This is a genomic window from Rhizobium sp. BR 315 (assembly GCF_050577975.1).
Classification (GTDB): domain Bacteria; phylum Pseudomonadota; class Alphaproteobacteria; order Rhizobiales; family Rhizobiaceae; genus Rhizobium; species Rhizobium miluonense.
The window spans coordinates 118489-142890 of the sequence record NZ_JARWKZ010000012.1 but is presented as its reverse complement, the minus strand read 5'-3'; the positions used below and the strand labels follow the sequence as shown (position 1 = coordinate 142890).

The 24402-nt window shown below is 61.3% G+C and carries 24 protein-coding genes; 14 read left to right on the top strand and 10 right to left on the bottom strand.

The window, feature by feature from the left end; genetic code table 11:
• Positions 1 to 1530, top strand: a complete 1530-nt coding sequence (locus QD409_RS15115) for a S10 family peptidase (RefSeq protein WP_430763032.1) — start codon at positions 1 to 3, stop codon at positions 1528 to 1530.
• Positions 1531 to 1628: 98 nt separating this feature from the next.
• Here QD409_RS15115 and QD409_RS15110 read toward each other — a convergent pair whose 3' ends face one another.
• The gene (locus QD409_RS15110; RefSeq protein WP_092852415.1) at positions 1629 to 3143 is read right to left on the bottom strand and encodes a mechanosensitive ion channel family protein; all 1515 of its coding nucleotides are present in this window, start codon (positions 3141 to 3143) and stop codon (positions 1629 to 1631) included.
• A gap of 250 nt (positions 3144 to 3393) precedes the next feature.
• Here QD409_RS15110 and QD409_RS15105 point away from each other — a divergent pair, with 250 nt between their 5' ends.
• Complete coding sequence (locus tag QD409_RS15105; RefSeq protein ID WP_430763031.1) at positions 3394 to 4980, top strand: aldehyde dehydrogenase (NADP(+)); 1587 nt, start codon at positions 3394 to 3396, stop codon at positions 4978 to 4980.
• Positions 4981 to 5051: 71 nt separating this feature from the next.
• Here QD409_RS15105 and QD409_RS15100 read toward each other — a convergent pair whose 3' ends face one another.
• Positions 5052 to 6212 carry an FAD-dependent oxidoreductase gene (locus tag QD409_RS15100; protein ID WP_430763030.1) on the bottom strand — a complete coding sequence of 387 codons (1161 nt, stop codon included), beginning with the start codon at positions 6210 to 6212 and terminating at the stop codon, positions 5052 to 5054.
• 74 nt (positions 6213 to 6286) lie between these two features.
• Between QD409_RS15100 and QD409_RS15095 the strand changes: the two genes are divergently transcribed.
• Positions 6287 to 6742: a MarR family winged helix-turn-helix transcriptional regulator gene (locus QD409_RS15095; RefSeq protein WP_430763029.1), complete on the top strand. Its 456-nt coding sequence runs from the start codon at positions 6287 to 6289 to the stop codon at positions 6740 to 6742.
• Between the two features lie 39 nt (positions 6743 to 6781).
• Here QD409_RS15095 and QD409_RS15090 read toward each other — a convergent pair whose 3' ends face one another.
• Positions 6782 to 7702 (bottom strand): YncE family protein, encoded by a 921-nt coding sequence (locus QD409_RS15090; RefSeq protein ID WP_430763028.1) that lies wholly within the window; start codon positions 7700 to 7702, stop codon positions 6782 to 6784.
• A gap of 251 nt (positions 7703 to 7953) precedes the next feature.
• Between QD409_RS15090 and QD409_RS15085 the strand changes: the two genes are divergently transcribed.
• A complete protein-coding gene (locus QD409_RS15085; protein ID WP_430763027.1) occupies positions 7954 to 8931 on the top strand; it encodes a LacI family DNA-binding transcriptional regulator in 978 nt (325 codons plus the stop codon).
• Between the two features lie 198 nt (positions 8932 to 9129).
• Here the strand turns inward: QD409_RS15085 and QD409_RS15080 are convergent, their stop codons facing one another.
• Genes QD409_RS15080 through QD409_RS15060 form a run of 5 tightly spaced genes read right to left on the bottom strand, consistent with a single transcriptional unit; the run spans position 9130 to position 14166 of the window.
• The gene (locus QD409_RS15080) at positions 9130 to 10395 is read right to left on the bottom strand and encodes an ABC transporter substrate-binding protein (RefSeq protein ID WP_092852427.1); all 1266 of its coding nucleotides are present in this window, start codon (positions 10393 to 10395) and stop codon (positions 9130 to 9132) included.
• Positions 10396 to 10420: 25 nt separating this feature from the next.
• A complete protein-coding gene (locus tag QD409_RS15075; protein WP_092852429.1) occupies positions 10421 to 11257 on the bottom strand; it encodes a carbohydrate ABC transporter permease in 837 nt (278 codons plus the stop codon).
• Positions 11254 to 12177, bottom strand: coding sequence for a carbohydrate ABC transporter permease (locus QD409_RS15070; protein ID WP_092852431.1), 924 nt, complete (start codon positions 12175 to 12177; stop codon positions 11254 to 11256). The genes QD409_RS15075 and QD409_RS15070 overlap by 4 nt, the downstream gene beginning before the upstream one ends.
• The gene (locus QD409_RS15065) at positions 12170 to 13333 is read right to left on the bottom strand and encodes an ABC transporter ATP-binding protein (RefSeq protein WP_092852433.1); all 1164 of its coding nucleotides are present in this window, start codon (positions 13331 to 13333) and stop codon (positions 12170 to 12172) included. The genes QD409_RS15070 and QD409_RS15065 overlap by 8 nt, the downstream gene beginning before the upstream one ends.
• Positions 13330 to 14166 carry a metallophosphoesterase family protein gene (locus tag QD409_RS15060; RefSeq protein WP_092852435.1) on the bottom strand — a complete coding sequence of 279 codons (837 nt, stop codon included), beginning with the start codon at positions 14164 to 14166 and terminating at the stop codon, positions 13330 to 13332. The genes QD409_RS15065 and QD409_RS15060 overlap by 4 nt, the downstream gene beginning before the upstream one ends.
• Before the next feature lie 237 nt (positions 14167 to 14403).
• Here QD409_RS15060 and QD409_RS15055 point away from each other — a divergent pair, with 237 nt between their 5' ends.
• From QD409_RS15055 to QD409_RS15030, 6 genes are all read left to right on the top strand, one after another.
• A complete protein-coding gene (locus QD409_RS15055) occupies positions 14404 to 14613 on the top strand; it encodes a SlyX family protein (protein WP_092852437.1) in 210 nt (69 codons plus the stop codon).
• A 120-nt stretch (positions 14614 to 14733) separates the two neighbouring features.
• A complete protein-coding gene (gene msrA / locus QD409_RS15050) occupies positions 14734 to 15486 on the top strand; it encodes a peptide-methionine (S)-S-oxide reductase MsrA (RefSeq protein ID WP_430763026.1) in 753 nt (250 codons plus the stop codon).
• Between the two features lie 130 nt (positions 15487 to 15616).
• A complete protein-coding gene (locus tag QD409_RS15045) occupies positions 15617 to 16540 on the top strand; it encodes a bestrophin family protein (protein ID WP_430763025.1) in 924 nt (307 codons plus the stop codon).
• Between the two features lie 66 nt (positions 16541 to 16606).
• On the top strand, positions 16607 to 17146 hold the full coding sequence (locus QD409_RS15040; RefSeq protein ID WP_430763024.1) for a sigma-70 family RNA polymerase sigma factor: 540 nt from the start codon (positions 16607 to 16609) through the stop codon (positions 17144 to 17146).
• A complete protein-coding gene (locus tag QD409_RS15035; protein ID WP_430763023.1) occupies positions 17133 to 17903 on the top strand; it encodes an anti-sigma factor family protein in 771 nt (256 codons plus the stop codon). Before QD409_RS15040 ends, QD409_RS15035 begins: the two co-directional genes overlap by 14 nt.
• A gap of 23 nt (positions 17904 to 17926) precedes the next feature.
• Positions 17927 to 18643, top strand: a complete 717-nt coding sequence (locus tag QD409_RS15030; protein ID WP_430763022.1) for a Bax inhibitor-1/YccA family protein — start codon at positions 17927 to 17929, stop codon at positions 18641 to 18643.
• 325 nt (positions 18644 to 18968) lie between these two features.
• On the opposite strand, the gene dgoD is transcribed toward QD409_RS15030, so the two are convergent.
• Both dgoD and QD409_RS15020 read right to left on the bottom strand, forming a co-directional pair.
• Positions 18969 to 20117 (bottom strand): galactonate dehydratase, encoded by a 1149-nt coding sequence (dgoD, locus tag QD409_RS15025; protein ID WP_092852449.1) that lies wholly within the window; start codon positions 20115 to 20117, stop codon positions 18969 to 18971.
• Between the two features lie 31 nt (positions 20118 to 20148).
• Positions 20149 to 20943, bottom strand: coding sequence for a FadR/GntR family transcriptional regulator (locus tag QD409_RS15020; RefSeq protein WP_430763021.1), 795 nt, complete (start codon positions 20941 to 20943; stop codon positions 20149 to 20151).
• A 369-nt stretch (positions 20944 to 21312) separates the two neighbouring features.
• Between QD409_RS15020 and QD409_RS15015 the strand changes: the two genes are divergently transcribed.
• From QD409_RS15015 to QD409_RS15000, 4 genes are all read left to right on the top strand, one after another.
• Positions 21313 to 21744, top strand: coding sequence for an OsmC family protein (locus tag QD409_RS15015; protein WP_430763020.1), 432 nt, complete (start codon positions 21313 to 21315; stop codon positions 21742 to 21744).
• Between the two features lie 113 nt (positions 21745 to 21857).
• Positions 21858 to 22337: a hypothetical protein gene (locus tag QD409_RS15010; protein WP_430763019.1), complete on the top strand. Its 480-nt coding sequence runs from the start codon at positions 21858 to 21860 to the stop codon at positions 22335 to 22337.
• Positions 22338 to 22563: 226 nt separating this feature from the next.
• Positions 22564 to 23172, top strand: a complete 609-nt coding sequence (locus QD409_RS15005) for a TetR family transcriptional regulator (RefSeq protein WP_430763018.1) — start codon at positions 22564 to 22566, stop codon at positions 23170 to 23172.
• A gap of 59 nt (positions 23173 to 23231) precedes the next feature.
• Positions 23232 to 24380: an efflux RND transporter periplasmic adaptor subunit gene (locus QD409_RS15000; RefSeq protein WP_430763017.1), complete on the top strand. Its 1149-nt coding sequence runs from the start codon at positions 23232 to 23234 to the stop codon at positions 24378 to 24380.
• The last annotated feature ends 22 nt before the right edge of the window (positions 24381 to 24402 follow it).

Below are 24402 nucleotides of genomic sequence, written 5' to 3'. Positions count from 1 at the left end.
ATGTCTCTTCGCCAGATGATTCCGAGCTTGTTATTGGCGCTCTCGGTGATGTCCATGCCGGCTTTTGCCGCGTCGCCGGAGCAGCCTCATACGGTGCGGGAAGGTGGCGGGGGTGTCCTCTCGCTGCTGCCGCCCGATGCGGTGAGCGACCATATGCTGAATGCCGGTGGCAAGAGCATTGCCTATACGGCGACGGCCGGTACACTCGATCTTTTCGGGCAGGATGGCCAGCGCAGCGCAGCGATCTTCTATACCGCCTATGCCGCGAAGAACCGCGACGCCGGCCGGCCTGTTACCTTCATATTCAATGGTGGGCCGGGAGCCGCATCGGCCTTTCTCAATCTCGGCCTCGTCGGGCCGAAGATTCTCGATTTCGGTCCGGATGGCCGCGATGGCGCCAATGCCAAGCTGGTCGATAATGCGCAGAGCTGGCTCGATTTCACCGATCTCGTCCTGATCGATCCGATCGGCACGGGCTGGAGCCGGACGGTGAAGCCGGACGATGCGAACGACTTCTACACGGTGGAGAGCGATGCCGAGAGCCTTGCCAAGGCGATCGCCCTCTATGTCGCCCATAATGGGCGCGCGGCCTCGCCGAAATACATTCTCGGGGAAAGCTATGGCGGCTTCCGTTCGGTCAAGGTCGCCAACAGCCTGCGCGAGGACCAAGGCATACTGATCTCGGGCATCGTCATGCTCTCGCCCTTGCTCGAGGGCCGGCTCGTTTTCGGTGGTAGCAACGATGCGCTTGGTGCCGCCCTGATGTTCCCTTCGCTGGCAGCAGCCGAACTGGAGCGGCGAAACGCGTTCAGCGATAAGGCGGTTCAGGCCGCCCAGGCTTTCGCTCTCAGCGAATATCTGCCCGCACTTGCCGGCCCACCGCCTTCCGGAGACGCCGGCAGAGCCTTCTATGCTCGGGTCGCGAAACTGACCGGCATCCCCGACGATATCGTCGCCAGGAGCCAGGGGTTTATCGGTGGCGTCTATCAGAAACATTCCGATGGCGGCGGTGGCGAAGTGGCGAGCGCCTATGATGCTTCCTTGCTGGCGCCCGATCCCTATCCGCAGTCGGATTCCGAGCGCGGCGGCGACCCCATCCTCGACGGTTTCGTTCGAGCTTATGGCGGCGCCTATTCGAGCTATGCGCGCGATGAACTCGGCTTTCGTACCGAGATGACCTATACGCTCCTGTCGACATCGGTGAACAGGCTGTGGAAATGGGGCGGGCGTGACGGCGGTTCGCGCCTCAGCGCCGGCGTCACCGACGATCTCAAGGAACTGCTGTCGCTGTCACCCTCGTTCCGGCTCATGGTGGGGCAGGGCTACAGCGATCTCGTCATTCCCTTCGGGGTCAACAAATATGTGCTCGACCATATGCCGGCGGCCTTCGCCGATCGCGTGGCGCTGAAACTCTATCGCGGCGGCCATATGTTCTACACCCGTCCGGCATCGCGCGAGCAGTTCACCATGGATGCCAAGGCATTCTTTGCGGCACAGAGCCAGGCTGCACCGACGGCGAAGTCGAACTAGCGAGGCTCAACATCGGTGTCGTGGGACCGAGCGTTATGCATCTGCACCGCAGCGACCTCGACGTCCGGGCTGCACCTGGCCGAAACGCAGGATGTGGCCTAGTCATGCTGCTGCAGCTGGAAGAGATGTTTGATGCGGGAGCTCAGCGAGCTGACGGGAGCGCCGTTGACCAGCACATCGGCGCTGGCGAACAGATGGTGCTCGGCCTCGATGCGTTTTGCCATGATGGCACCCAGCTCCTCGGCAAGGGCCGGCCGGTCATGCAGCAGTGGCGACAGGCAGTCCTCGCCGATTTCATAGGTGACGACGAAGGTCAGGGCGCGAACCGTCCCGACTTCGCCCGATCCCATCAACAGGCCGTTCTCCCCGAAGTAATCGCCGGGAGCGAGGCGGGTCAGCTCGATCTGCCGATGTCCTTCGCGGCGGGTGATGCTGACGACGCCGGATCGGACGATCGTCAGCGCGCGAAGCTTGGCATCCTGTTCGGCGATAACAGCATCCTTGCGATAGGTGCGGCGCTGCATGTGCGACGCCAGATGCTCCTTCTCGTCCTCGGTCAGCGATGAGAATAGCGGGATATTGCTGACCAGCCGCCATGGCGTTCCCGGAGCATGCTGCTGATCGGCGGGCGTTTCCGTTGTGTGCTCGGTGGTAACCGTGATCGTGCCGGGAGGTCCGGCTAGTTTCAAACCACCGGCCTTCGAATGACGGTAAAGAAGATCGTAGATCTCGTTCTTTGCCGCTATCGTCATCGATATATCGCGCACGCGGAACGAAAGCAGCAGCTCGATCGCCTGCCCGTCGACGGAAGTGATGGCGACGCTGGGCTCAGGCACTTTCTGGATCGAGTTGCAGCTGATCAATACATTCTCCATCAGATCGGCGATGATGCGCGGAAGAGTGGTCGGCTGAACGCGCACCGTCACCGTCGCGCCGTGGCTTTCCTCCGGTGAGGAGAGATTGGTGAGCCGCGTCTTGGCAAGGACGCTGTTGGGGATCACCACGAGATCGTTCGTGCCGTTCAGCAGGTGCGTTGCCCGCCAGTTGGTCTCGACGACACGGCCCTGAATATCATTTTCGAGCACGATCCAGTCGCCGACGGAGTAGGGCCGGCCGAGATTGAGCGCGATGCCGGAGAAGACGTCGCTCAACGTGCTTTGCAGGGCGAGACCGAGAATGATGGCAAAGACGCCCGATGTCGCGATCAACGTGCCGATCGGGACGCTGAACACGTCGCCGACGATGGAGAGGATCGCGCCGAGATAGATGATGCCGACGATCAGATCCTGCAGCAGCCGGCCCTCGCGGGGCTTGCGCTCGAAGATCAGGAACAGGCGCACGAAGGCGATCAGCACCCATGCACCGTTGATCCACCAAATGATCTTGGCAAAGCCCGTGAAGGTGCGCAGCGTCACCGAGTCTTGCGGCGGGCTCGGTTCATAAGGAATGATGCCGTGATAGAGCAGCAGCACGGTCAGGGAAACGAAGAAGACGATCTGCCCAATGAGACGTCCTGCACGCTGATGGCGCAGCATGATGCGGCTGACGAATGTGCCGATGACGACCAGAATGCAGAACTGGACAATCGGATCACCAAGAAGTGCAATGGACATGGGGGCTTGGCCGCACTCTGTCTTTCGGATGGACGCTAAATTGGCACGAAAGTGGCCGCAACGCCATATGGCGATGGATCGCCTGTTTTCGACTTCCGCGATGCTGCGCCCAAAGGTCGCTGGCGCCTCGATCTCGCTGTTTCGGTCTTGATAATTAGATGACGATTATCATCTTACATCTGTCGTCTCATCCTGCTATCTGCTCTCGCGAGCGCACCTTCCGGTGCTTCGACATCATCAAGGAATATCCATGACCCAGTCTTTTGTGATTAACGGCGATTTGCTGATCGGCGCGGATTCGACCGGCGAAAACAGAACCGCGCGCGCCATCAATCCGGCAACGGGCGCCAATCTGGAGCCGGCCTTTGCGATTGCCAGCGAGACCGATGTGGCAAAGGCCTGTGAACTGGCGGCTCAGGCATTCGACACCTATCGTGCGACCAGCCCGGAGCAACGTGCGGCATTCCTCGAAAGGATTGCCGACAATATCATGGAGATCGGTGATGCGCTGATCGAGCGGGCGACGGAAGAGACCGGCCTGCCGGTGGCGCGGCTGCAGGGCGAGCGCGCCCGCACCGTCGGCCAGCTTCGGCTGTTTGCTGAGGTGGTCCGCGCCGGCGAGTGGCTCGATCTGCGCGTCGATCCGGCATTGCCGGAGCGTAAGCCGATGCCGCGGTCCGATTTGCGCCTGCGCCAGATCCCGCTCGGCCCGGTCGCCGTTTTCGGCGCCAGCAATTTCCCGCTCGCCTTCTCGGTTGCCGGCGGTGATACGGCCTCGGCGCTCGCCGCCGGTTGCCCGGTCGTCGTCAAGGGTCATCTTGCTCATCCGGGCACGGGCGAACTTGTGGGACGCGCTATCCGTGCTGCCGTTGCCGCTTGCGGTCTTCCGGAAGGCACGTTCTCGCTGTTGACCGGTGCCAATGAAACCGGCGCGGCGCTGGTGCGTGATCCTCGCATCAAGGCTGTCGGCTTCACCGGTTCGCGTGGCGGCGGCATGGCGCTTGGTGCCATTGCGGCAGCGCGGCCGGAGCCGATCCCGGTCTATGCCGAGATGAGCAGCGTCAATCCCGTTTTCCTCTTTCCCGCCGCGCTTGCCGCGCGCGCCGAGGCGATCGGTACAGGTTTCATCGATTCCCTGACGCTTGGCGCCGGCCAGTTCTGCACCAATCCGGGCCTGCTTTTCGCCATCGAGAGCCCCGATCTCGACCGTTTCGTCCAGGCCGCCAGCGATGCCCTGACCGGCCGCGCACCGGCGCCGATGCTGACACCGGGCATTCACGCCGCCTTCGACAAGAGCGTTGCCGCATTGGCCGAGCATGAAGCGGTCAAGACCGTCGCTCACGGCGCGCCGGCCGAGGGCGTCAACCGCAGCCCCGGCATTTTCTTCGAGACGGATGTCGAGCCCTTCCTGGCCGACGAGCGCCTGGGTCATGAGGTTTTCGGCGCCGCAAGCTTGCTGGTGCGATGCAAGGACATCGAGCAGATGATCGCAGTTGCGGAAAAGCTCGAGGGTCAGCTGACAGCGACCTTGCAGATCGAAGCGGATGACTATGCCACGGCCGCGAAGCTGGTGCCGGTGTTGGAGCGCAAGGCCGGGCGCATTCTCGCCAATGGCTGGCCGACAGGCGTCGAAGTCTCCCATGCCATGGTGCATGGAGGCCCGTTCCCGGCCACGTCCGACTGCCGCACGACGTCGGTCGGCACGCTTGCCATCCGTCGCTTCCTGCGCCCGGTCTCCTATCAGGATCTTCCGGAGGGACTGTTGCCATCAGAGCTTCGCGACGATGGCGTCAAGTCGCTGCCGCATCTTCTCGATGGCGTGCGCAAGGGCAGCTAAGCCGTTATCCCGATGAGGTAAAATAACGTCTCCGGAGCGGGCCTAATTGGCCCGCTTTCCTGTGCGCGATGCTAGGCGGCCGAACCTTGAAGACGAGCTTCGAGATGTGCCTTGTAGTGCTGGAGAGAGAGTTCCGCTCCGAGATGAGAAAGCTCGGTAGCGACGGCTTCGGCGGCATGTTCGGCAGGCTCGATGACGCGTTCGAACATGTCCGTTTCATAGGCTTTGACGGCCTTTTTCCAGTCGCCGCCTTCGAGAAGCTGACGTGCAAGTTCCGCCGCGTCCAGCATGGCCGCATTCACACCTTCGCCGCCGAATGGCGACATCACATGCGCTGCGTCGCCAATGAGCGTTATGCCGATACGGTTCTGCCAATGATGACCGACCGGCAGCGCGTAGATCGGCCGCGAAACGATGTGATCGTTACTGGCTTCGATAAGGCCGACGATCTCTGGCGCCCAGCCTTCGAATTCGGCAGCGAGCCGCGCGCGAGTTTTCGCCGGTCTAGCAAGGTCGAAGGTCTTCTCAGCCCAGTCGGTCGGCACGCGGAAAATCGCGTAACCCCTGACATGGGCGTTGCCATTGCGCTGCACGATCAAGCCGCGCCCATCAGCCTCGACGCCGATCTTGCCATGTCCGACAAGGGCTGCGAGATCTGGATGACTGGAATCAACGTCGTCGATGCCGAATTCGATGAAGGTGATGCCGCTATATTGCGGACGATAGGAGGATACGAGCGGCCTGACTTTGGACCAGCTGCCATCGGCGCCGACGACGAGATCGAAGGGGCCGATCTTTCCGCTTTCGAAGATCAGATCGTAGGCGCCATCGTCGCGTGGGATAACCTCTCGCAGGCCGTGGTTCCAGCGGATGATCTCTTCCGGCAGGGAGGCCAGCAGGATCTGCCGCAGCGCCGTGCGATCCACTTCCGGTCTTTCTGAATCGTCGGCATCGTCATCGGCAAAGAGTAGCGTGCCGTCCTTGTCATAAAGCCGGCTTCCCTGATCCTCGTAGCGTGCGATCGTCAGGAATTCCTCGTAGAGGCCGGCGCGGCGCAGTGCGAGCTGGCCGGAGTCCAGATGCAGATCGAGCGTGCCGCCTTGCGGCCGGGAAAGCGCGTGTTCTTCGCGTTCGAAGACGGTGGCTGCGACGCCGGCCTGATGGAGGATGCGAGCCAGCGTCAGGCCGCCAGGGCCGGCGCCGATGATGGCGATGCGGGGATAGGATGGCATGGACAAAATTCTCTTCTTCCTGTAGATAGGTGCCTATATAGATTAACATAGGCACCTATTCAAGTGACGAAAATATGACCGATTGGGACTTGTTCGAAAACCCGGCACCGCTCATCAACATGGCCTCCCGCAGCTTCGCGCGGCTGGGCGAGCGCCGGGTGAAGGCGCTGGGCTTCAACATTGGCCAACTGCCAGTGCTCTATCTGCTTCGCAACGGAGCGCAGATGTCGCAGAAGGAATTGGCGAAGTTCGCGAAAATCGAGCAGCCTTCCATGGCGCAAATGCTAGCCCGCATGGAGCGTGATGGTCTGATCCGGCGGACGCCCGATCCGGCGGATGGACGTAGCAGCCTCGTATCCCTGACCGAGACGGCTTTGGAAAAGCTTCCAGCTGCCCGTCACGCCTTGGACGAGGGGCGGGGGGCGGTTCTTGCCGGGTTCAGCGAAGACGAGGTTCAAACGCTGCTGCAATTGATGCGGCGGCTTAACCGGAACCTCGACCGGATGGTTTTTGAAGAGGATGCATCATAGGCGCGCTGGTCCGGTCCGCGCGCCTACGATTTCCAGCAGTCAGATTTCGGCGTAGACGATGCCGGTGAATGAGCCCGCATGATGCAGGAGCTCCCGCTCGCCCGAGCCATCGAGGCTCGCGGAATAGAGATTGCCGCCGATATCGGTGAAGAACATGCGATTACCAGGCAGATCAAGCGAGAGACCGATGCCTTCGTCGAGACCTTCGAGAACGACCTCTGACGTTGCGGCGATATCGTCCATCTGAGCGCAGTTGACGGTATTGCCGCGCGGAAGATTGCCGCGGTCGGTCCAGTAGATCGTGCGGGTGGCAAGATCCAGTTCGAGGTCGATCGGCTCCGGCAGCTTGTCCAGCAGTGTTTCTATGTCGCTGCGGTTCGTGGCGGTTTCGCCTGCCGGAATATTGAGGCCGGCGCGGAAGATGCGGCCGAGGCCGGCATCCGGCGGTCCCTTCTGGGTCCAGTAGATCTGCCCGAGCGGCAGGTCCAGCGCGATGCCGACGCACCAGCGTTCGATATCGGCACTATCTTCGGGGCTGTCGCCGTTCTGTATCAGGGTCTCGATATCGCTGCCGTCGATATTGGCGCGCATGATGCGCATGCCTTCGCGGTCGCACCAATAGAGCTTGCCGTTGTCGCGATCGATCTGGATCTGCTTCGGCGTGACCAATGTGCTGCCCGACGGGATCAGGGTGATATGGTTGCCGCCGTCGAGGTCCATGCGCTCGATCGAGCCGTCATGGGCATTGTAGTCATTGCCCATTTCCGTCCAGTAGATCCAGCCATTCTCGCTGTCGACGAGAATGCCGTCTGGGCTGCGGCCCGGCCGCTGGACGATAAGCTTGAGATCGGTGCCGTCGATGGCGGAGGAGAGAATGCGTCCATCGTTGATATCGAGGAAGAACAGTCTTTCGGTTTTGTCGGTGGAAGTGGCAGGCGTCCGTGCTTCTGCTTCTGACATGAGAGCATCCTTTCGAGGGGGCGGATCTGCGGATCACAGCGCGGCAATCATGGCATCGGTTGATGACAGCATCATTCGCCGCTGCGATCCCGATAATGATCTGTTGCGCCGCAGCGAAGATCAAGGGGCTGAATGTCGCGGCTGGAGCACCGCTCCGTCAAATAACTGTCATTGCTCTGATATAAATCCCCATCATTTCCAGGGGCTGTTCCAATCGGGGCTGAAGTCCGAAGCCGGAGGTGCTTGATATCATGTCGACGCTCCAGCAGGTTGCTTTTCGTGCCGGCTGTTCGGTCGCGACCGCCAGCCGCGTGCTGAACCGCAACGGTCCCGTCAGCGACGAGATGGTGCGCCGCGTGCGCCGGGCGGCGGCGGAACTCGGCTATCGGGCGGGTGGGCGTACCGGCAACGGGCGGCCGGCAATCGGCGTGCTCATTCCCAGCGTTACCAATCCCGTTTTTGCGGCGTCGCTTTCCAGCATCCAGAACCGAGCCTTTCATGCGGGTCACAGCGTGTTGATTGCGCAGTCGAACTATGACCCGGCGCAGGAGCCGGACGCAGTCGCCTCGCTTCTTCAGCAGCAGCCGACCGGCCTCATCCTCACGGTCTGCGATCCCGAACGCAGCCCGGCTCTGTCTTCCGCCCTGCCGCCGACCGTGCTGCTCGGCAATCTGCCGACGACCCGTTTCACCGCCGCCGTTGCGACCGACAATTTCGGCGCGGGCCGAGATCTGACGGATCATCTGCTGCAGAAGGGCCATCGGCGCATCCTCTTCATCTCCGGCCATTTCGCCGCATCGGATCGGGCAAAGCTGCGCTATCTCGGCTATATCAAGGCGATGGAGGCGGCGGGGCAGCAACCTCTCGCCGCCCTGGAGATCTCCTTCGTGTGCAGTCTGGAACAGCTCGATCTTTCCGACACGATCTCTCGCCTAGACCCGACGGCGATCATCGCTTCCAACGATCTTCTCGCGCTCGGCGTGATGGGTGCGCTGCGGCGACAGGGTTTTTCGATCCCGCACGATATCTCGGTTGCCGGCTTTGACGGCATTTCCCTTGGTTTTCTGGGTGAGGTTTCGCTAACGACGGTGGAGATTCCGGACGGAACCATGGGAGCGGCGGCCGCCTCGCTGCTGCTCGATATGGCGGAAAATGCCGCGCCACCGCGCCATCTGATCGTCCCGTATCGGCTGCGCTCGGGCGGCACGGTGCGCAATCTTGCCAATTAGAGCATTTCCGCTTTTCTTCGAATCGCGAAAACGCTCTATCTTCTTGTTTCTTTACGCATTCCGGACGGAAAACCGCTGCGCACTTTTCCTGGAAATGCTCTAACGTTTCTTGGAAACGCTTCGGTTCTGACGCGTCTCCGCACATGAAAACGCCGCCTCCGTAAGGAAGCGGCGCAGATTTTAAACCCGATCCAGCAATCAGCTGCGCGGCAGCATGCCTTCGACGTCGGAAGCGGCGTCGTTAAGCGCATCCTTCGGCGCGGCCGAACCATCGACGATACGCGAGAGGTTGTCGACGATGGTCTGCGTGACCTTGACGCCGTTGGCGCCCGGGAAGGCGTACCAGGGGATCATGACCGGCATCTGGCTCAGACCAGCCTGGAACAGCGGGTTCTTCTTGTAGAAGTCGCCGAGATATTCGGCAGACTTGGCGGCAAGCTCATTGTTCGGAACATAGCCGGTGCCGGGAACGACGACGGAGGCGCCATAGGGGCCGGCGGCGAACTTGGCGAACTTCCAGGCGGCTTCTTCCTTGACCGGATCATGCGTCAGGATGACGACGGCGTTGCCGCCTGTGGGAAGGCGGCCGTTGACTGGGTCGATCAGCGGGATCTTGGCGGTACGCAGGTCGAACTTGGTGCCGACATTCTTGATGGTGTTGACGAGAGCACCGGTGGTCTGGAATTCGAAGCCGACCTTGCCGGCAGCAAAGGCCTGTTCGCCGGCAGCCTTAGTGAAGACCGGCATGCCGCCTTCCTTGACGAAGCGCTGGATCATCTCGACGGCCTTCTGTCCTTCCGGACCGTTGAAGGCGACCTTGCTTTCGTCGTCGCTCAGCATCTTGCCGCCGGCGCCGAAGAGGAGGGCGGAGAACATCCAGTCGTCGCCCTGCCAGCGGAAGTCCATGCCGTCGACGCCGTTGCCGAGCGCCTTGATCTTGCCGGCGAGCGCGATGACTTCGTCCCAGGTCTTCGGCGGGTTGTCCGGATTGCCGCCGGCAGCCTTCACCAGGTCGGCGTTGTAATACATGATCGGGTTCGACGTCGCGAAGGCGAGGCCGACCTGCTTGCCCTTGACCTGAGCGAGCTTCAGGATCGTGTCCGAGAAGCCCTTCTCGGCCATGTTGCCCTCTTTCTTGACGAGGGGGCCGAGATCGACGGCGACATTGCGCTCGTCCATCATGCGCAGGCGGTTGAGGCCGATGAAGGTGACATCCGGCATTTCGCTGGTGCCGGCCTGACGCAGGATGGTCTGGATGCCTTCCTCATAGGTGGCCGAAGGAGCGGCGAACTGGATCTTGATGTCGGGATTTTCTTCCATGAACTTCTTCGAGATCGTGTCCATCACGTTCTTGAAGAAGCCGGGCATGGGATAGTGGACCGTCAGGGTGGTTTCGGCATAGGCCGGGACCGTCACGACCATCGAGATGGCCGCGGCGGCGAGAATCTGGGTGATATGCTTCATCGCTCGTTCTCCTGTTTCGAACCGATCAGCCTTTGAGACCGGTCATGGTAATGCCCTCGACGAAACGCTTCTGTGCGAGAAGGAATGCGGCGACGAGGGGAAGGGTAATCATGAGGGTTGCCGCCATGAGCGCGCCGTAGTCGTCGCCGGCTTCGGCGGCGCGGAAATACATGAGGCCCAGCGGCGGCGTGAAATAGGCCTGCTTGGTGATGACGATCAGCGGCCAGTAGAGGTCGTTCCAGTGCGCGACGACCGAGAAGATCGCGAAGGCCGTGACCGCCGGCCAGGCATTCGGCACGATGACGCGCGCGACGATGCCGAGTTCCGACATGCCGTCGAGGCGGGCGGCATGGATCAGATCGTCCGGCATGGCGCGGAAGAATTGCAGGAACATGAAGATCGCGAAGACCGAGATCGAGAAGGGCGCGACCAGAGCCGTGTAGCTGTTCAGGAGCGACAGGCTGTTGAAGCCGACATAGAGGGGTAGCGCCGTCGCATGGATCGGGATCAGCAGGCCGAGCATGATCAGCACCATCATGGTGCGCGCAGCCGGGAATTTCAGCTTCGCCATGGCATAGGCGCAGGGAATGGCGATCAGCACCTGGAAGAAGAAGATCAGCCCGCAGACGAGGACGCCGTTGAACAGCAACGTCCCCATCGAAACCTTGCTCAGCGCCTTGACGATGTTCTCGACGTAGAAGAAATGCGTCGGGATCAGCTTCAATGCGGAGGTGAAAATATCGTCCTGTGCCTTGCCGGCCGTCGAGATCATGAAGATGTATGGCGCCAGGAAGACGAGCGAGCCGAGGATCAGCAGAGAGAGGCGCAGGATACGGCCGGGAGTGAAGCCTGTCGAGGTCATGTGTAATGCACCTGCTGGTCTTGGACGCGATATTGCAGGAAGGTCAGCACCACCAGGATGGCGAGAAATACCGTGGTCATCGCCGAGGCATAGCCGACCCGGAGATAGACGAAACCTTCCTGGTAGATGGTGAAGAGCAGGACCTCGGAGGCATGGTTCGGGCCGCCGTCGGTCAGGGCCTTCACGGTGTCGAAGACCTTCACCGCATTGATGATGCTGATTGTGGTAACGAAGAGCGTCGTCGGCCCGAGCATTGGCCAAGTGACCAGCCAGAAGCGGTCGAAAGACGACTTTGCGCCGTCCACCTCGGCTGCGGCGTAAAGCTCGCGCGGGATGGCGGTAAGGCCGGCGAGAAACAGCACCATGTTGAAGCCGACCGACTGCCAGACGCCGATGATCGACAGGCTGTAAAGTGCGGTCGCCGAAGAGCCGAGCCAGTTCGGTCCGCGCACGCCGATCTCGGCGAGAAGCGCATTGATCGGGCCGATCGTCGGATGAAAGAGGTACTGCCAGACGGTTGCCATCGCGACGATCAGCGAGGCGACGGGCAGGAAGTAGGCTGTGCGGAAGAAGCTGCGGCCGATGCCTTCGCTCTCGATCAGCAATGCGACGCCGAGGCCAAGCACGATCGAGACGGGTGCGACGATCGCGGTATAAGTCGCCGTGTTCCAGAGCGATTTCTGGAAGGCGCGATCTTTCAGCAGATGCGCATAATTCTCGAAGGCGACGAAGCGCAGGCTCTTGTCGCCGAGCTGGAAATCCGTGAAGCCGAGCACGACGACGGCGATGATCGGCAGCAGGATGAAGAGCACGATCAGGATGATAGCGGGCAGGGCGAACAGGAGCGCCGTGCGGGCTTCGCTGCGTTCGCGCGCCGCGGCCGTCCGCATCGGCAGGGACGTGGCGGCAATGCTAGCCATGCGCCTTCTCCCTGGCGGCATCGACTGTTGTGGGGATAGCACGCAGGCGACGGCCGTCTTCGGCGAAAACCAGGGCCTGCTCGGCTGCTAGCGACAGCGCGACGGGCATTCCGGCAGAGAGGCCAGCGGCCTCGGCAGGAGCAAGCTTGACGATCATGGTTTCGCCGATCGCATCGAGCTTGGCGTAGAGGATGACCTCTGAGCCGAGGAATTCCATGCGTTCGATATGGGCCGCGAGCGCATCCTGGCGATTATGGGCGAGGCTCACGAATTCCGGACGGATGCCGAGGGTGACATTGTTGCCGGCAACGCTGCCGTCTTCGAGTGCGAGGCGGATGCCGCCGAAGGCGACGATGCCGTTTTCCGCGAGCGCCGGCAGCAAGTTGATGCGCGGCTGGCCGACGAAGCGGGCGACCTCGACATGGGTGGGATCGTCATAGATCGTCTGCGGTGAGGCGAGCTGCAGCAACTGCCCACCGATCATGACGGCGACGCGATCCGCCATCGACAGCGCTTCGGCCTGATCGTGGGTGACGTAGACCGTCGGCACGCCGGCGCGGCGGTGCAGGTCGACGATCTCGCCTCGGGCATGGACGCGCAGATTGGCATCGAGATTGGAGAGCGGCTCGTCCATGAGGAAGACGGCGGGACGGCGCACCATGGCGCGGGCGAGCGCCACGCGCTGACGCTGGCCGCCGGACATCTGGCCGGGCTTGCGGTCGAGCAGATGGTCGATCTTCAGCGAGACAGCCATTTCGCGGACGTCGCGGATGATGCCGGTGCGCGCGGCGCGCTGGCCGGGGATCAGCGAGCCGATGAAGGGCAGGCGCTGGGCGCGCGACAGGCGGCGCATGGCGAGCGGCACGGCGATGTTTTCGGACGCCGTCAGATGCGGATAGAGCGCATAGGACTGGAAGACCATGGCGATGTTGCGGTCCGCCGCCGCAACGCCGGAGACATCGCTGCCGCCAAGGACGATTTCGCCGCTGTCGGCATGGTCGAGGCCAGCGAGGATGCGCAGCAGCGTGCTCTTGCCGCAGCCGGAAGGGCCGACGAGGGCGATGAATTCGCCGGGTTCGACGTCGAGATCGACGCCCTTGAGAATGGCATTGCCGCCGAAGGATTTGGCGATGCCGCGAAGCGAGAGTGCACTCATTCAGCGGGCTCCTTCTTTGCCTTGGGTGCGGCTTGCGGATAGACTTCCATGACGACGTCATCGAGGAAGTAGGCGGTCATGCCTGATACGGCGACGAGCTCGGTCGATACGGTCTCGCCAAGTTCATGGATCGCGGCGCCGATCAGCCTTTCGCCAGGCATCTCGCGCTCCATCTTGTCGAGGATGAAGGCGGCCGGCGGCGCCCAGACGAGGGCGGTATCGTTGAAACGGCCTTCCCAGGTCCAGTGGAGATGGCCGCTGCCGAGCAGGGCGACGTCATGGGCCGAGATCAGATCATAGAGCCGGCGGCGCTGCGCCGGGCGCACGCTCCAGTAGCCGGTATCGCCCTCGTCGGGCGCGTCGACGAAGAGCGGCTTGTGTGCAAACAGAGCGACGCGACGATCGCCACGGCTTTCGAGCATGTCCTGCAGCCAGTCGAACTGCTTCTGCTCTTCGGCGTCCTCGAAGCCCATCAGCAGGCTGTTGAGGCCGATGAGGCGCCAGTTGTCGACGTCCTTTGCCCAGTAATCCGGGCCGACGAGGCGGCGCCAGCGCGCCAGCCGCTCGGGATTGACGGGCTGATAAGAGCCGGGCAGGTGGCCGACATCGTGATTGCCGGGCACGATGAGCATCGGTATCGAGACCTGCCGCATCATGTCCATGGAGAAGGTGAGATCCTCGTCCTTGTCGGCGCCGTCGACGCTGAGATCGCCGGTGTGAACGACGAGATCGGCGCCGCTTGCCTCGATCCATTTCGCCAGCGGCTCCCAATTGCCGTTGAAATGCGGCTTGTTGGGGCTCAAATGCGTGTCGGTGATCTGGATGATCTTCAAGGCGCGTCTCCGAAGTCTTCAGAATGGGTGCGCCTGCGGAAGGGGTAGCCTTCAAAGCCGGCACGTCTCTGCGCTCTCTTTAGAAGGCCCCCATGTCAGGAAGGTAACGGGTCTTTTCAGCTGTTTTTCAGTTTTGTCACATCACAGTCAAACGGCGTCGTCACTCGCCGGGGGGTGAATTGAGGCCTGTACCTGCATGCTTCGGATGATATAGATCGCTGCCGAAGGGAATTGGATATGTCAGACGAAGAGAACCGCATCACGACACTCGAAGAGATGGTCGCCTATCAGGCGAAGACGATCGAGGAACTGTCCGATCAGATTGCCGAGCAATGGAAGGTGATCGAGCAGACCAGGCATAAGCTCGATCGGCTGACGGAGCGCTTCCTGACGCTGGAGGAGCAATCGCTCGACGCGCCTGGTATCACCAAGCCGCCGCACTACTGATCGGCTCTATTCTATCTTCACGTTTCGGTGTTACACGCGGGCGTGTGTAACAAAAGTGTCTGTCTTCCCGTATTTCCTTATGACCGGAGCATTTGCCATCGCGGTCGAGAGGAAATCACCATGAAGACTTTATCGACAGACATGATCCGCATTTATTCGGCACGCGTCGCCCGCTTCGCCGGCCTTACGGCGGTGGCGGTATTGCTTGGCGGCGTTGCGCTGCAATTCGTTGGCCGCGCTTCGGCCGAGGACGCGCGCGTCATTCCTGCGCCGAGCGTGGATGAAAAGGCAGGGTCTGCCGCTACCGAGACGGCGGTGCTTGCCGGCGGCTGCTTCTGGGGCGTCCAGGGCGTGTTCCAGCATGTCAACGGCGTCATCAGCGCCACATCCGGCTATACCGGCGGCAGCAAGGATGCGGCCCATTATGAAATGGTGAGCAGCGGCGACACCGGCCATGCCGAATCCGTGCGCATCGTCTTCGACCCGCACAAGGTCAGCTATGGCCATCTGCTGCAGATCTATTTCTCGGTGGCGCATGATCCAACCGAGCTGAACTATCAGGGACCCGATACCGGCACACAATATCGTTCCGCCATTTTCCCGACGAGCCAGTCACAGGCCGATATCGCGCATGCCTATATCGATCAGCTCAATCACGCCAAGGTCTTCGACGCTAATATCGTCACCAAGATCGAGCCGGCGCGGCAATTCTATGTTGCGGAGAATTATCATCAGGATTTCCTGACGACGCATCCGACCTATCCCTACATCGTCATCAACGATCTGCCGAAGATCAAGAACCTCGAGCATCTCTTTCCCAAGGATTACCGCGCCGACCCGGTTCTGGTGACGGCGAGCGCCGGCGCGAACTGACCGATACGCGATGGGCTGACCGGCGAGCGATGTTCGCCGGTCACGGCCGCCTTGCAAGAAACGCTCGTTACTCGCTGCGCGTCTGGTGTATTGCTGCGCCACCTGACATTCATCGAGAGTGCGCTTCGCCATGATCGTCCGCGACCGGCCGAATCTTTTCCAGCTTTTCTTCATCGTCCGTGGCTCGATCGTCCGGCGCATTCTGCCGCAGATCATCGCCATCTTCCTCCTGTCCATGCTCATCGTCTGGGGTCATGAGCAACGGCCGAACCTTGTCGTTTCCTTCAACGGCTCGGCGCTTTCGCTGCTCGGCATCGCCCTTTCGATCTTCCTCGGCTTCCGCAACAATGCCTGCTACGACCGCTGGTGGGAGGGGCGGCGCGACTGGGGGCAACTCGTCTATCTCGCGCGGGGTTTCGCCCGCCAGACACTGGTGCTGGAGAGTGCGGGCGAGTTGGGCGTCGAGGCGCGCAAGAACCTGCTGCGCCTGACCATGGCTTTCGCGCAGGCGCTGGTCTGTCTTCTGCGACCGGGCAGCGACGAGGGCAAGGTGCTCCGTCTGCTGACCCCAAGCGAGGCCGAATTCTATCATGTGGCCCGCAACAAACCCGATCTCATTCTGCGCCTGATGTCCGCCGATCTCGCCCGATTGAAGGCATCAGGCGCGATATCGGATATCCAATATCAGATGCTAGATATCACGATCGGCCAGATGGGGGCGGCACAGGCCGCTTGCGAGCGCCTCCGCAACACCCCGCTGCCTTTCGGTTATACGCTGCTTCTGCATCGCACCGCCTATCTCTTCTGCTTCCTGCTGCCCTTCGGCTATGTCGATACGCTTGGCTGGGGCTCGCCCTTCGTCACGGCGCTGATCGCCTATACTTTCTTCGGCCTCGATGCGTTGGGTGACGAGCTGGAGGATCCTTTCGGCCATCGTCCCAATGCGCTCGCCATCGGCGCCCTTGCCGATACGATCGAGATCAATCTGCGCGAAGCGCTCGGCGAAACCGATCTGCCGCCGCTGCCGCAGCCGAAGGACTTCCTGCTGATGTAAAAAAATCAGCAAAAAATATTCGCCGGGCGATGGAATAGGATCCGGAGTGCGTCCGTATATAGGTGTATGGAACGCAAAGGACGCACATTCGATGTTTTGGGGCAGCTCGGTTCGCTGAGACGTTACGCCCGCTCGCTCGTGCGCAATGCGGACGACGCCGAAGATCTGGTGCATGACGCGCTGGTCAAGGCCTATGAGCGGAAGGCGTCCTTCCGGCGTGACGGCAATCTGCGCACCTGGCTGCTGTCGATCCTGCACAATGTGCATATCGATCGTCTGCGCCAGAAGAAATCGCTGAACCGTCGTCACGAGGAAGCGGCTGCCGAGATCGAGCCGGCATTGCCCGCGCCGCAGGATCATACGGTGCGCCTGAGCCAGGTGCGCGAGGCCTTCTTCAGTCTGCCCGAGGAACAGCGCGAGGCGCTGCATCTCGTGGCGATCGAAGATCTCTCCTATCAGGAGGCGGCAGCCGCGCTCGGCATTCCAGTCGGCACGCTGATGTCCCGCATTGCGCGGGCTCGCGCCAGCCTGCGTAATTTCGAAGAGGCTAGCTCCAAGGTTTCACATCTGCGGCTTATCGAGGGAGGCGGCAATGAAAAACGTTGATCCGATCATCGATACCGATCTCGACGCCTATGTCGATGGCGAGTTGTCGGTCGCGCGCCGTGTCGAGGTGGAATCCTATCTCTCGGAGCATCCCGAGATCGCCGCCAAGGTGATGGCGGACATGAGCATCCGCGGCGAGTTGCGCATGGCGCTTGCCGGCGAGAGCCTCGTGCTCAAAGCCGAGACGCGCGAGGTTGCGCGGCGGCTGGAGCGCGGGCTGGTCTACGGGCGCATACTGGGCTCTTTCCAGCGTGTCGCCGCCGTTGCCATGCTGGTGACAACCGGCTGGGTCGCGCATACGTCCTTCGGCGCCTTTACGGCGAGCGAAGTCAATGCGTCCGGACGGCCGCCGGCTTTTGTCGACGATGCGGTGCGCGCCTACAAGACGACCGCCGTGCGCGAAGAAATCAAGCCGCAATCGGCGGTCGCCAGTTACAATGCGGATGAAATCCGCGCGTCGACGGCAATCGTCTTGCCGGCGCTGCCGGGCGACTGGCGCGTCACCGATGCGCAGATCTATCCATCCGAGTTCGGTCCGAGCGTCGAAATGATGGTCGATGCCGGCACGGATGGACAATTGTCACTTTTCGCCGTCCGTCCGGGCAATTTTGCCGTCCAGGAAGTCAGTCATATCAAGCGTGACGATGTCCAGGCTGCCTACTGGCAGATCGGCGAAGTCGCCTATGCGCTGATCGGCAACGGCAAGGCGGGGCAGCTTGACGGCGATGCCGAAAAGCTCGCCCGCAGCCTGTATTGAGTTTGAGTTAAAGGAGAACGACCATGAATCCGACCAATCCGCGATACGGCTATGGAGCCGGCGCAGGCTCGCAGGCGCTCTTCGACGAAGGTCTGCGCCAGCATATGCTGCGCGTCTACAACTACATGGGTATCGGCCTGGTCGTGACGGGCATTGTCGCGATGATCGTCGGCACGACGCCGGCGCTCTACGTGCCGATCTTCCAGACGCCGCTGAAGTGGGTCGTCATGCTGGCGCCGCTCGCCTTTGTGTTCTTCTTCTCGTTCCGCATCCAGTCCATGTCGGCAAGCACGGCGCAGACGATGTTCTGGGCGTTCTGTGCGGTCATGGGCCTGTCGCTGGCCTCGGTCTTCCTGGTTTTCACCGGCACGAGCATCGCGCGCACCTTCTTCATCGCCGCGACCATGTTCGGCGCGACCAGCCTCTACGGCTACACGACGAAGCGTGACCTTTCCAACATCGGCTCGTTCCTGATGATGGGCCTGTTCGGTGTGATCATTGCCAGCATCGTCAATATCTTCCTGGGTTCGAGCGCTCTGCAGTTCGCAATCTCGGTAATCGGTATCGTCGTCTTTGTCGGCCTAACCGCCTGGGATACGCAGAACATCAAGGAACAGTATGCCGAAAACCACGATCAGGAATCGCAGCAGAAGCTCGCCGTCTTCGGTGCCCTGTCGCTCTACCTGAACTTCGTCAACATCTTCCAGCTGCTGCTGAACCTCACCGGTGAGCGGGAGTAAGTTTGAAATTGCCTGCTTGAGCATGGTCTGAGCTAGAGGGCACTCCACGCCTTTTGGTGATCATGCTCTGGGAATGCGTCTCCCTGGGGGCTTGTTGAGACGCATGACGCGCCTGCAGTATCTGCGCCGATACTGCAGGCGCAACTTTTTTGAGAGTAGCAAACCGAGTTTGCAGCCATTTTCGCCGCAGCGCGGCAAAGGGGAAAGGTGCCGGACTAAGAGAGCACTGTCTAAAGAAAGGGCCCGATAGCGCAAATCTGCTGCCATCGGGCCCTTAATCATTGCGGATATCAGGCCCTTCGTCCGTCAGGAGAGGGCCGTGATCTTACCACTCGGCGACGCTGCCGTCCTCGTGGCGCCAGACCGGGTTGCGCCAGCGATGGCCTTCCTTGGCGCGCTCGATGACATAGGCTTCGTCGACCTCGATGCCGAGGCCGGGTCCCTGCGGGATCGAGACGAAGCCGTCGGCGTACTGGAACACCTCCTTGTTGGAGATGTAGTCGAGGATGTCGTTGCCCTTGTTGTAGTGGATGCCGAGGCTCTGCTCCTGGATGAAGGCGTTGTAGCTGACGGCATCGACCTGCAGGCAGGCAGCAAGCGCGATCGGACCGAGCGGGCAATGCGGCGCCAGCGCCACGTCATAGGCTTCGGCCATGGCCGCGATCTTGCGGCATTCGGTGATGCCGCCGGCATGGGAGAGGTCGGGCTGGAGAATGTCGACATAGCCGTCCGACAGGACCGACTTGAAGTCCCAGCGCGAATAGAGACGTTCGCCAAGCGCGATCGGCGTGGAGCAATGATTGGCGATTTCCTTCAGCGCCTCGCGGTTTTCCGAAAGCACCGGCTCCTCGATGAACAGCAGCTTGTAGGGCTCGAGCTCCTTGGCGAGCACCTTGGCCATCGGACGATGCACGCGGCCGTGGAAATCGACGCCGATGCCGATATAGGGGCCGATCGCCTCGCGGATGGTGGCGATGGTCTCGACCGCCTTTTCCACCTTGTCGTAGGTGTCGACGATCTGCATTTCCTCGCAGCCGTTGAGCTTGATCGCCTTGAAGCCGCGGGCAACGACGTCCTTGGCATTGTTGGCGACGTCGGAGGGACGGTCGCCGCCGATCCAGGAGTAAACCTTGATCTTGTCGCGCACCTGGCCGCCGAGCAGCGAGTGGATCGGCTGTCCGAGCGCTTTGCCCTTGATGTCCCAGAGCGCCTGGTCGATGCCGGCAATCGCCGACATATGGACGGCGCCGCCGCGATAGAAGCCGGCGCGGTACATGACGTTCCAGTGATCCTCGATCAGGAAGGGATCCTTGCCGATCAGATAGTCTTCAAGCTCGTGCACGGCTGCCTGCACGGTCAGCGCACGGCCTTCCACGACCGGCTCGCCCCAGCCGACAATGCCCTCATCCGTCTCGATCTTCAGGAACAGCCACCGCGGCGGCACTATGTAGGTCGTCAGTTTCGTGATCTTCATGGCATTGCTTCCATTTCGACTTTGAATCGTATCAGCGGCGCGATGCCGCGGATGTCGGGGTTTCGGGATTGGTTTTCCGCCCGCCATCCGGCCGTCGTTCGACGGCAAGGTCACGGGCGGCAAGATCGAGCATGCGATGGGCGCAGTCGCGGGCCGCAGCGCGGTCGCGCAGACGTAGCGCCTCCACCAGCTGGCCGTGGACGACGATCGCCTCGTCCCGGCTGTGAGCGGCGACATTCGAGGCGTGCAGCGCATATTTGAGGCCGGCATGCATGGCGCTCGACAGGCGGCGGAACACCTGGTTGTGGCTGGCGCTCAGCAGCAGTTTGTGAAAAGTCACGTCGGCTTCGGTGAAGCCTTCCGGATCGCCGCCGCTATCGCGCATCTGCCGCCAGGCATTGTCGAGATCGGCAATCTCCTGAGCGGTGGCCCGCTCGGCGGCATATTCAGCGGCAACGGGCTCGATCGTGCGGCGAGCCTCCAGGATGGAGCCGAGAATATCGAAACCGGCGATGTAGGGACCCATCCATTCGAGCACATCCTGATCGAGGATGTTCCAGTCGTTCTTGTCGCAGACTGATGTGCCGATGCGCGGCTTGCCGCGCACGAGCCCCTTCGATTCCAGTATCTTGAGGGATTCGCGGATGACCGTGCGGCTGACGCCATAAATCGCACACAGATCGTTCTCGCGCGGCAGGGTCGAGCCCGAGGGATAGCGCTCGGAGCAAATGTCTTCGGCAATCGACGCGGTCACGTTCTTGCGGACGCGCGGACGGCGCGCCGGCTGAGCCGAGGAGTCATGCCCCTGTCCTTCAACCGAATCCACCCTACTTCCTCCAGACCATTGTGCGCTCCCGAAATCACTTGCCGCGAGGGGCGGATGTCGGCCGTGCATGCAGCCAATGCCCGCTCGCGTTCCAAGCGCTTTTCGCATGGGCGCCAAGATACGTTAATCATCATACATTAGCAATGGTCTTGTATGATGATTAAATGGCATCACCCCATCGCAGGCGGGAACAATTCGCCGCGCTGCGCTTTGTTGAAGTCGGCGCCGCTCCTGTTATGGCGGCGTCGTCTTCGATGGATAGAAGGATTATGGTGTCCGTGCGGCCGGCGTGAATGCCATTGCCGTCGGATCATCGCGGGAAGCGAGGATTCTGCTCCCAAGGCTCAGTTCAACGACAAGGAGGACGACATGCAGATCAATCGTACAGGTTCGGCTCAATGGTCCGGCGGTCTGAAGGATGGCAAAGGCCAGATCTCGACGCAGAGCGGCGCGCTCAATCACTATCCCTACGGTTTCGCCAGCCGCTTCGAAGGCGTCCCCGGCACCAATCCGGAAGAGCTGATCGGGGCTGCGCATGCCGGCTGCTTTACCATGGCCTTGTCGCTGATCCTCAATGAGGCTGGCTTCACTGCCGAAAGCATGGAGACCACGGCCAAGGTCACGCTGGAAAGTGTCGAAGGCGGCTTTGCCATCACCGCAATCCATCTGACCCTGACGGGCAAGATTCCAGGCGCCGATGAAGCCACCTTCACCGAGCTTGCCAACAAGGCCAAGGCCGGCTGCCCGGTTTCCAAGGCTCTCGCTTCGGTTCCGATTTCGCTGGAAGTTCACGCCGCCTGAACCGGCCATTTCAGCTTTCGCGTCGCGCTGGTTGGCGCGGCGCGTTTCGCATATATTCCGCATTCGGGCATGGGCTGTCATTCATGGGAATGCGGTGCTCAAGGGAGAGGCGAATGTCAGGAATTCTCTTAATTCACGTCGTCATAAGTTTGATTGCCATCGTCAGCGGCATTGTCGTCGCTCACGGCTTTCTTACCGCCAATCGTCACGAGCGATCGACACTGGTCTATATGGTCGCGACCATTCTCACCAGCTTGACGGGTTTTCTGTTTCCGTTTCACGCTGCCACACCGGCAATCATCGTCGGCGGTCTGTGCGTTCTCATCTTCATACCAACCGCGCTGGCGCGCTACAGTTTTCATCTTGCCGGCATCTGGCGCCCTGTTTTCATCGTGGGGGCCATGGTGCTGCTGTTCTTCAACTGTCTGGTGCTGATCATTCAATCGTTCCAGAAGGTACCGGCGCTGAATGCGCTGGCACCCAATGGTAACGAGCCGCCGATACTGGTGGCGCAGATGGCTCTCCTCGTGGTGTGTCTGCTTGTCGGCTATCTGAGCATCCGTCGCTTCCGTCCTGCGCTCCTGGGCATCTGACCGGACGCCACCGCTCCATCGCATGTTGGACACTTTCGGCCCGTTCCGCAAGGAGCGTTGCCGATCATTTAACCCTTGTTGCAAGTTGTTCGGCGCGTTTCAACTTCATGGCGTAGCATTCGAAAACCGCCTGCGATTGTAGGCGGTTTTCTTGACATCGGCGCTCTGATGATTTACGAGTGACGAAAATTGAAAATCGTCACTCGTAAATCATCAGGTTCTATCCATGCTCGATCTTTCCGATGTCAGCGCCGACCCTGCGCGTCAGGACAACATCGCGCGCATCCTTGAAGCCGCTGAGCGGCTGTTTCGCCACTATGGCTATAGCAAGACGACCGTGGCCGATATCGCCCGTGATCTCGGCATGTCGACGGCGAACATCTACCGGTTCTTCGGCTCCAAGGTTGAAATTCATCAGGCTCTTTGCGGACGCATGCTCGAGCAGAGCTATCAGATGGCTTTCAATATCCGTAACCAGCCGCTCAGTGCATCCGACCGGCTGCGGGCCTGCACCATGGCCCAATACAAGATGACGCTGGAGACCATGCTCGACGAGCAGAAGGTTCATGAGATGGTCATTGTCGCCATAGAGCGCGACTGGCATGTCATCGAAAAGCACATCGATCGCATCCAGGATCTGCTCGCCGAGATCATCGCCGAAGGGATTGCTGCCGGCGAGTTTGCCGAGCAGGACCCGCGTGTCGCAGCCAAGTGCTTTGCCGCGGCGACCGTCGATCTCTGCCATCCGCAGATGGTGGCGCAGTGTCTTGCCAAATCATACCAGGCCGAGCCCGAAGATCTCATCGAATTCGTCATCAGGGCCTTGAAGAAATAGCAGTTCGCGCACCGGATGGCCGGAGCGCTCCCATTTTTATTCGACTTTAGGAGAGCGACATGGTTTCGCTGACGACGAACACTCTAAGGGCCGCTGCCGGCGCGGTTCTCATTGCCGCCCTGGGGCTTGGGCTCTCGGGCTGCAACGAGAAGAAGGAAGAGACGGCGGAGGTGATCCGTCCGGTGAAGGTGGTCGAGATCGCCCAGGCAGACACGACACGCAAGCTCGACTATTCCGGCGCCGTGCGCGCGCGCACTGAGATGAATCTCGGCTTCCGCATTAACGGCAAGATCGTCGAGCGCAAGGTGGATATCGGCCAGAGAGTGAAGCCCGGCGATGTGCTCGCCCGCATCGATGCGACCGATTATACCCTTGCCGTTCGCCGTTCCCAGGCAACTCTGGATTCAGCTGAAAAGCAGGTGCAGACGGCCGAACTCGCCCGCAATCGCGCCCAGGCGCTGTTCGACAAGAACGTCACCTCCAAGTCGCAGCTCGAACAGGCCGAGCTTTCCTATGAGCAAGCCGTTTCGTCGCGCGATTCCGCCGTCTCGGCGCTCACCGAAGCGAAGAACCAGGTCGCCTATGCCGACCTGGCCTCGGACATGAACGGCATCGTCACATCAATCAATGCCGATGTCGGTCAGGTGGTCGCCTCGGGCACTCCGGTCGTCACCGTTGCCGTCGATGGCGAGAAGGAAGTGCAGGTCGCCGTACCGGAAATGGACATTGCCCAGTTCAAGGTCGGCAAGGACGTCAAGGCGCGCTTCTGGTCGGACTCGGCACTCGTACTGGACGGAAAGGTGCGGGAAGTATCCGGTAGCGCCGATCAGTCGCGCACGTTTGCGGTGCGCGTGAGCCTGCCGGCCGATCAGCGCGTGCTGCTCGGCATGACAGCGACGATCGAGGCGTTCGCCGACAACACCCAGCCGTTCGTTTCCATTCCGCTCAGCGCACTTGCGCAGAAGGACGGAAAGCAGATCGTCTGGCTCGTCGATCGCAGCGCCGGCACCGTCCATTCGCGTGCCGTCAAGGTTGCCGATTTCGCCGATGACGGCGTGCGCGTCGCCGATGGCCTCAAGGCCGGCGATGTCGTCGTTGCCGCCGGCACCCAGTTCATGACCGAGAACATGAAGGTCAAACTGTCTGGTGCCGCAGCCCAGCAGGCCACCGCAGAAACCAAAGCCGCTTCGGCGGATATCGTACGCTGATCCGGATCGAGAGGGACGACAT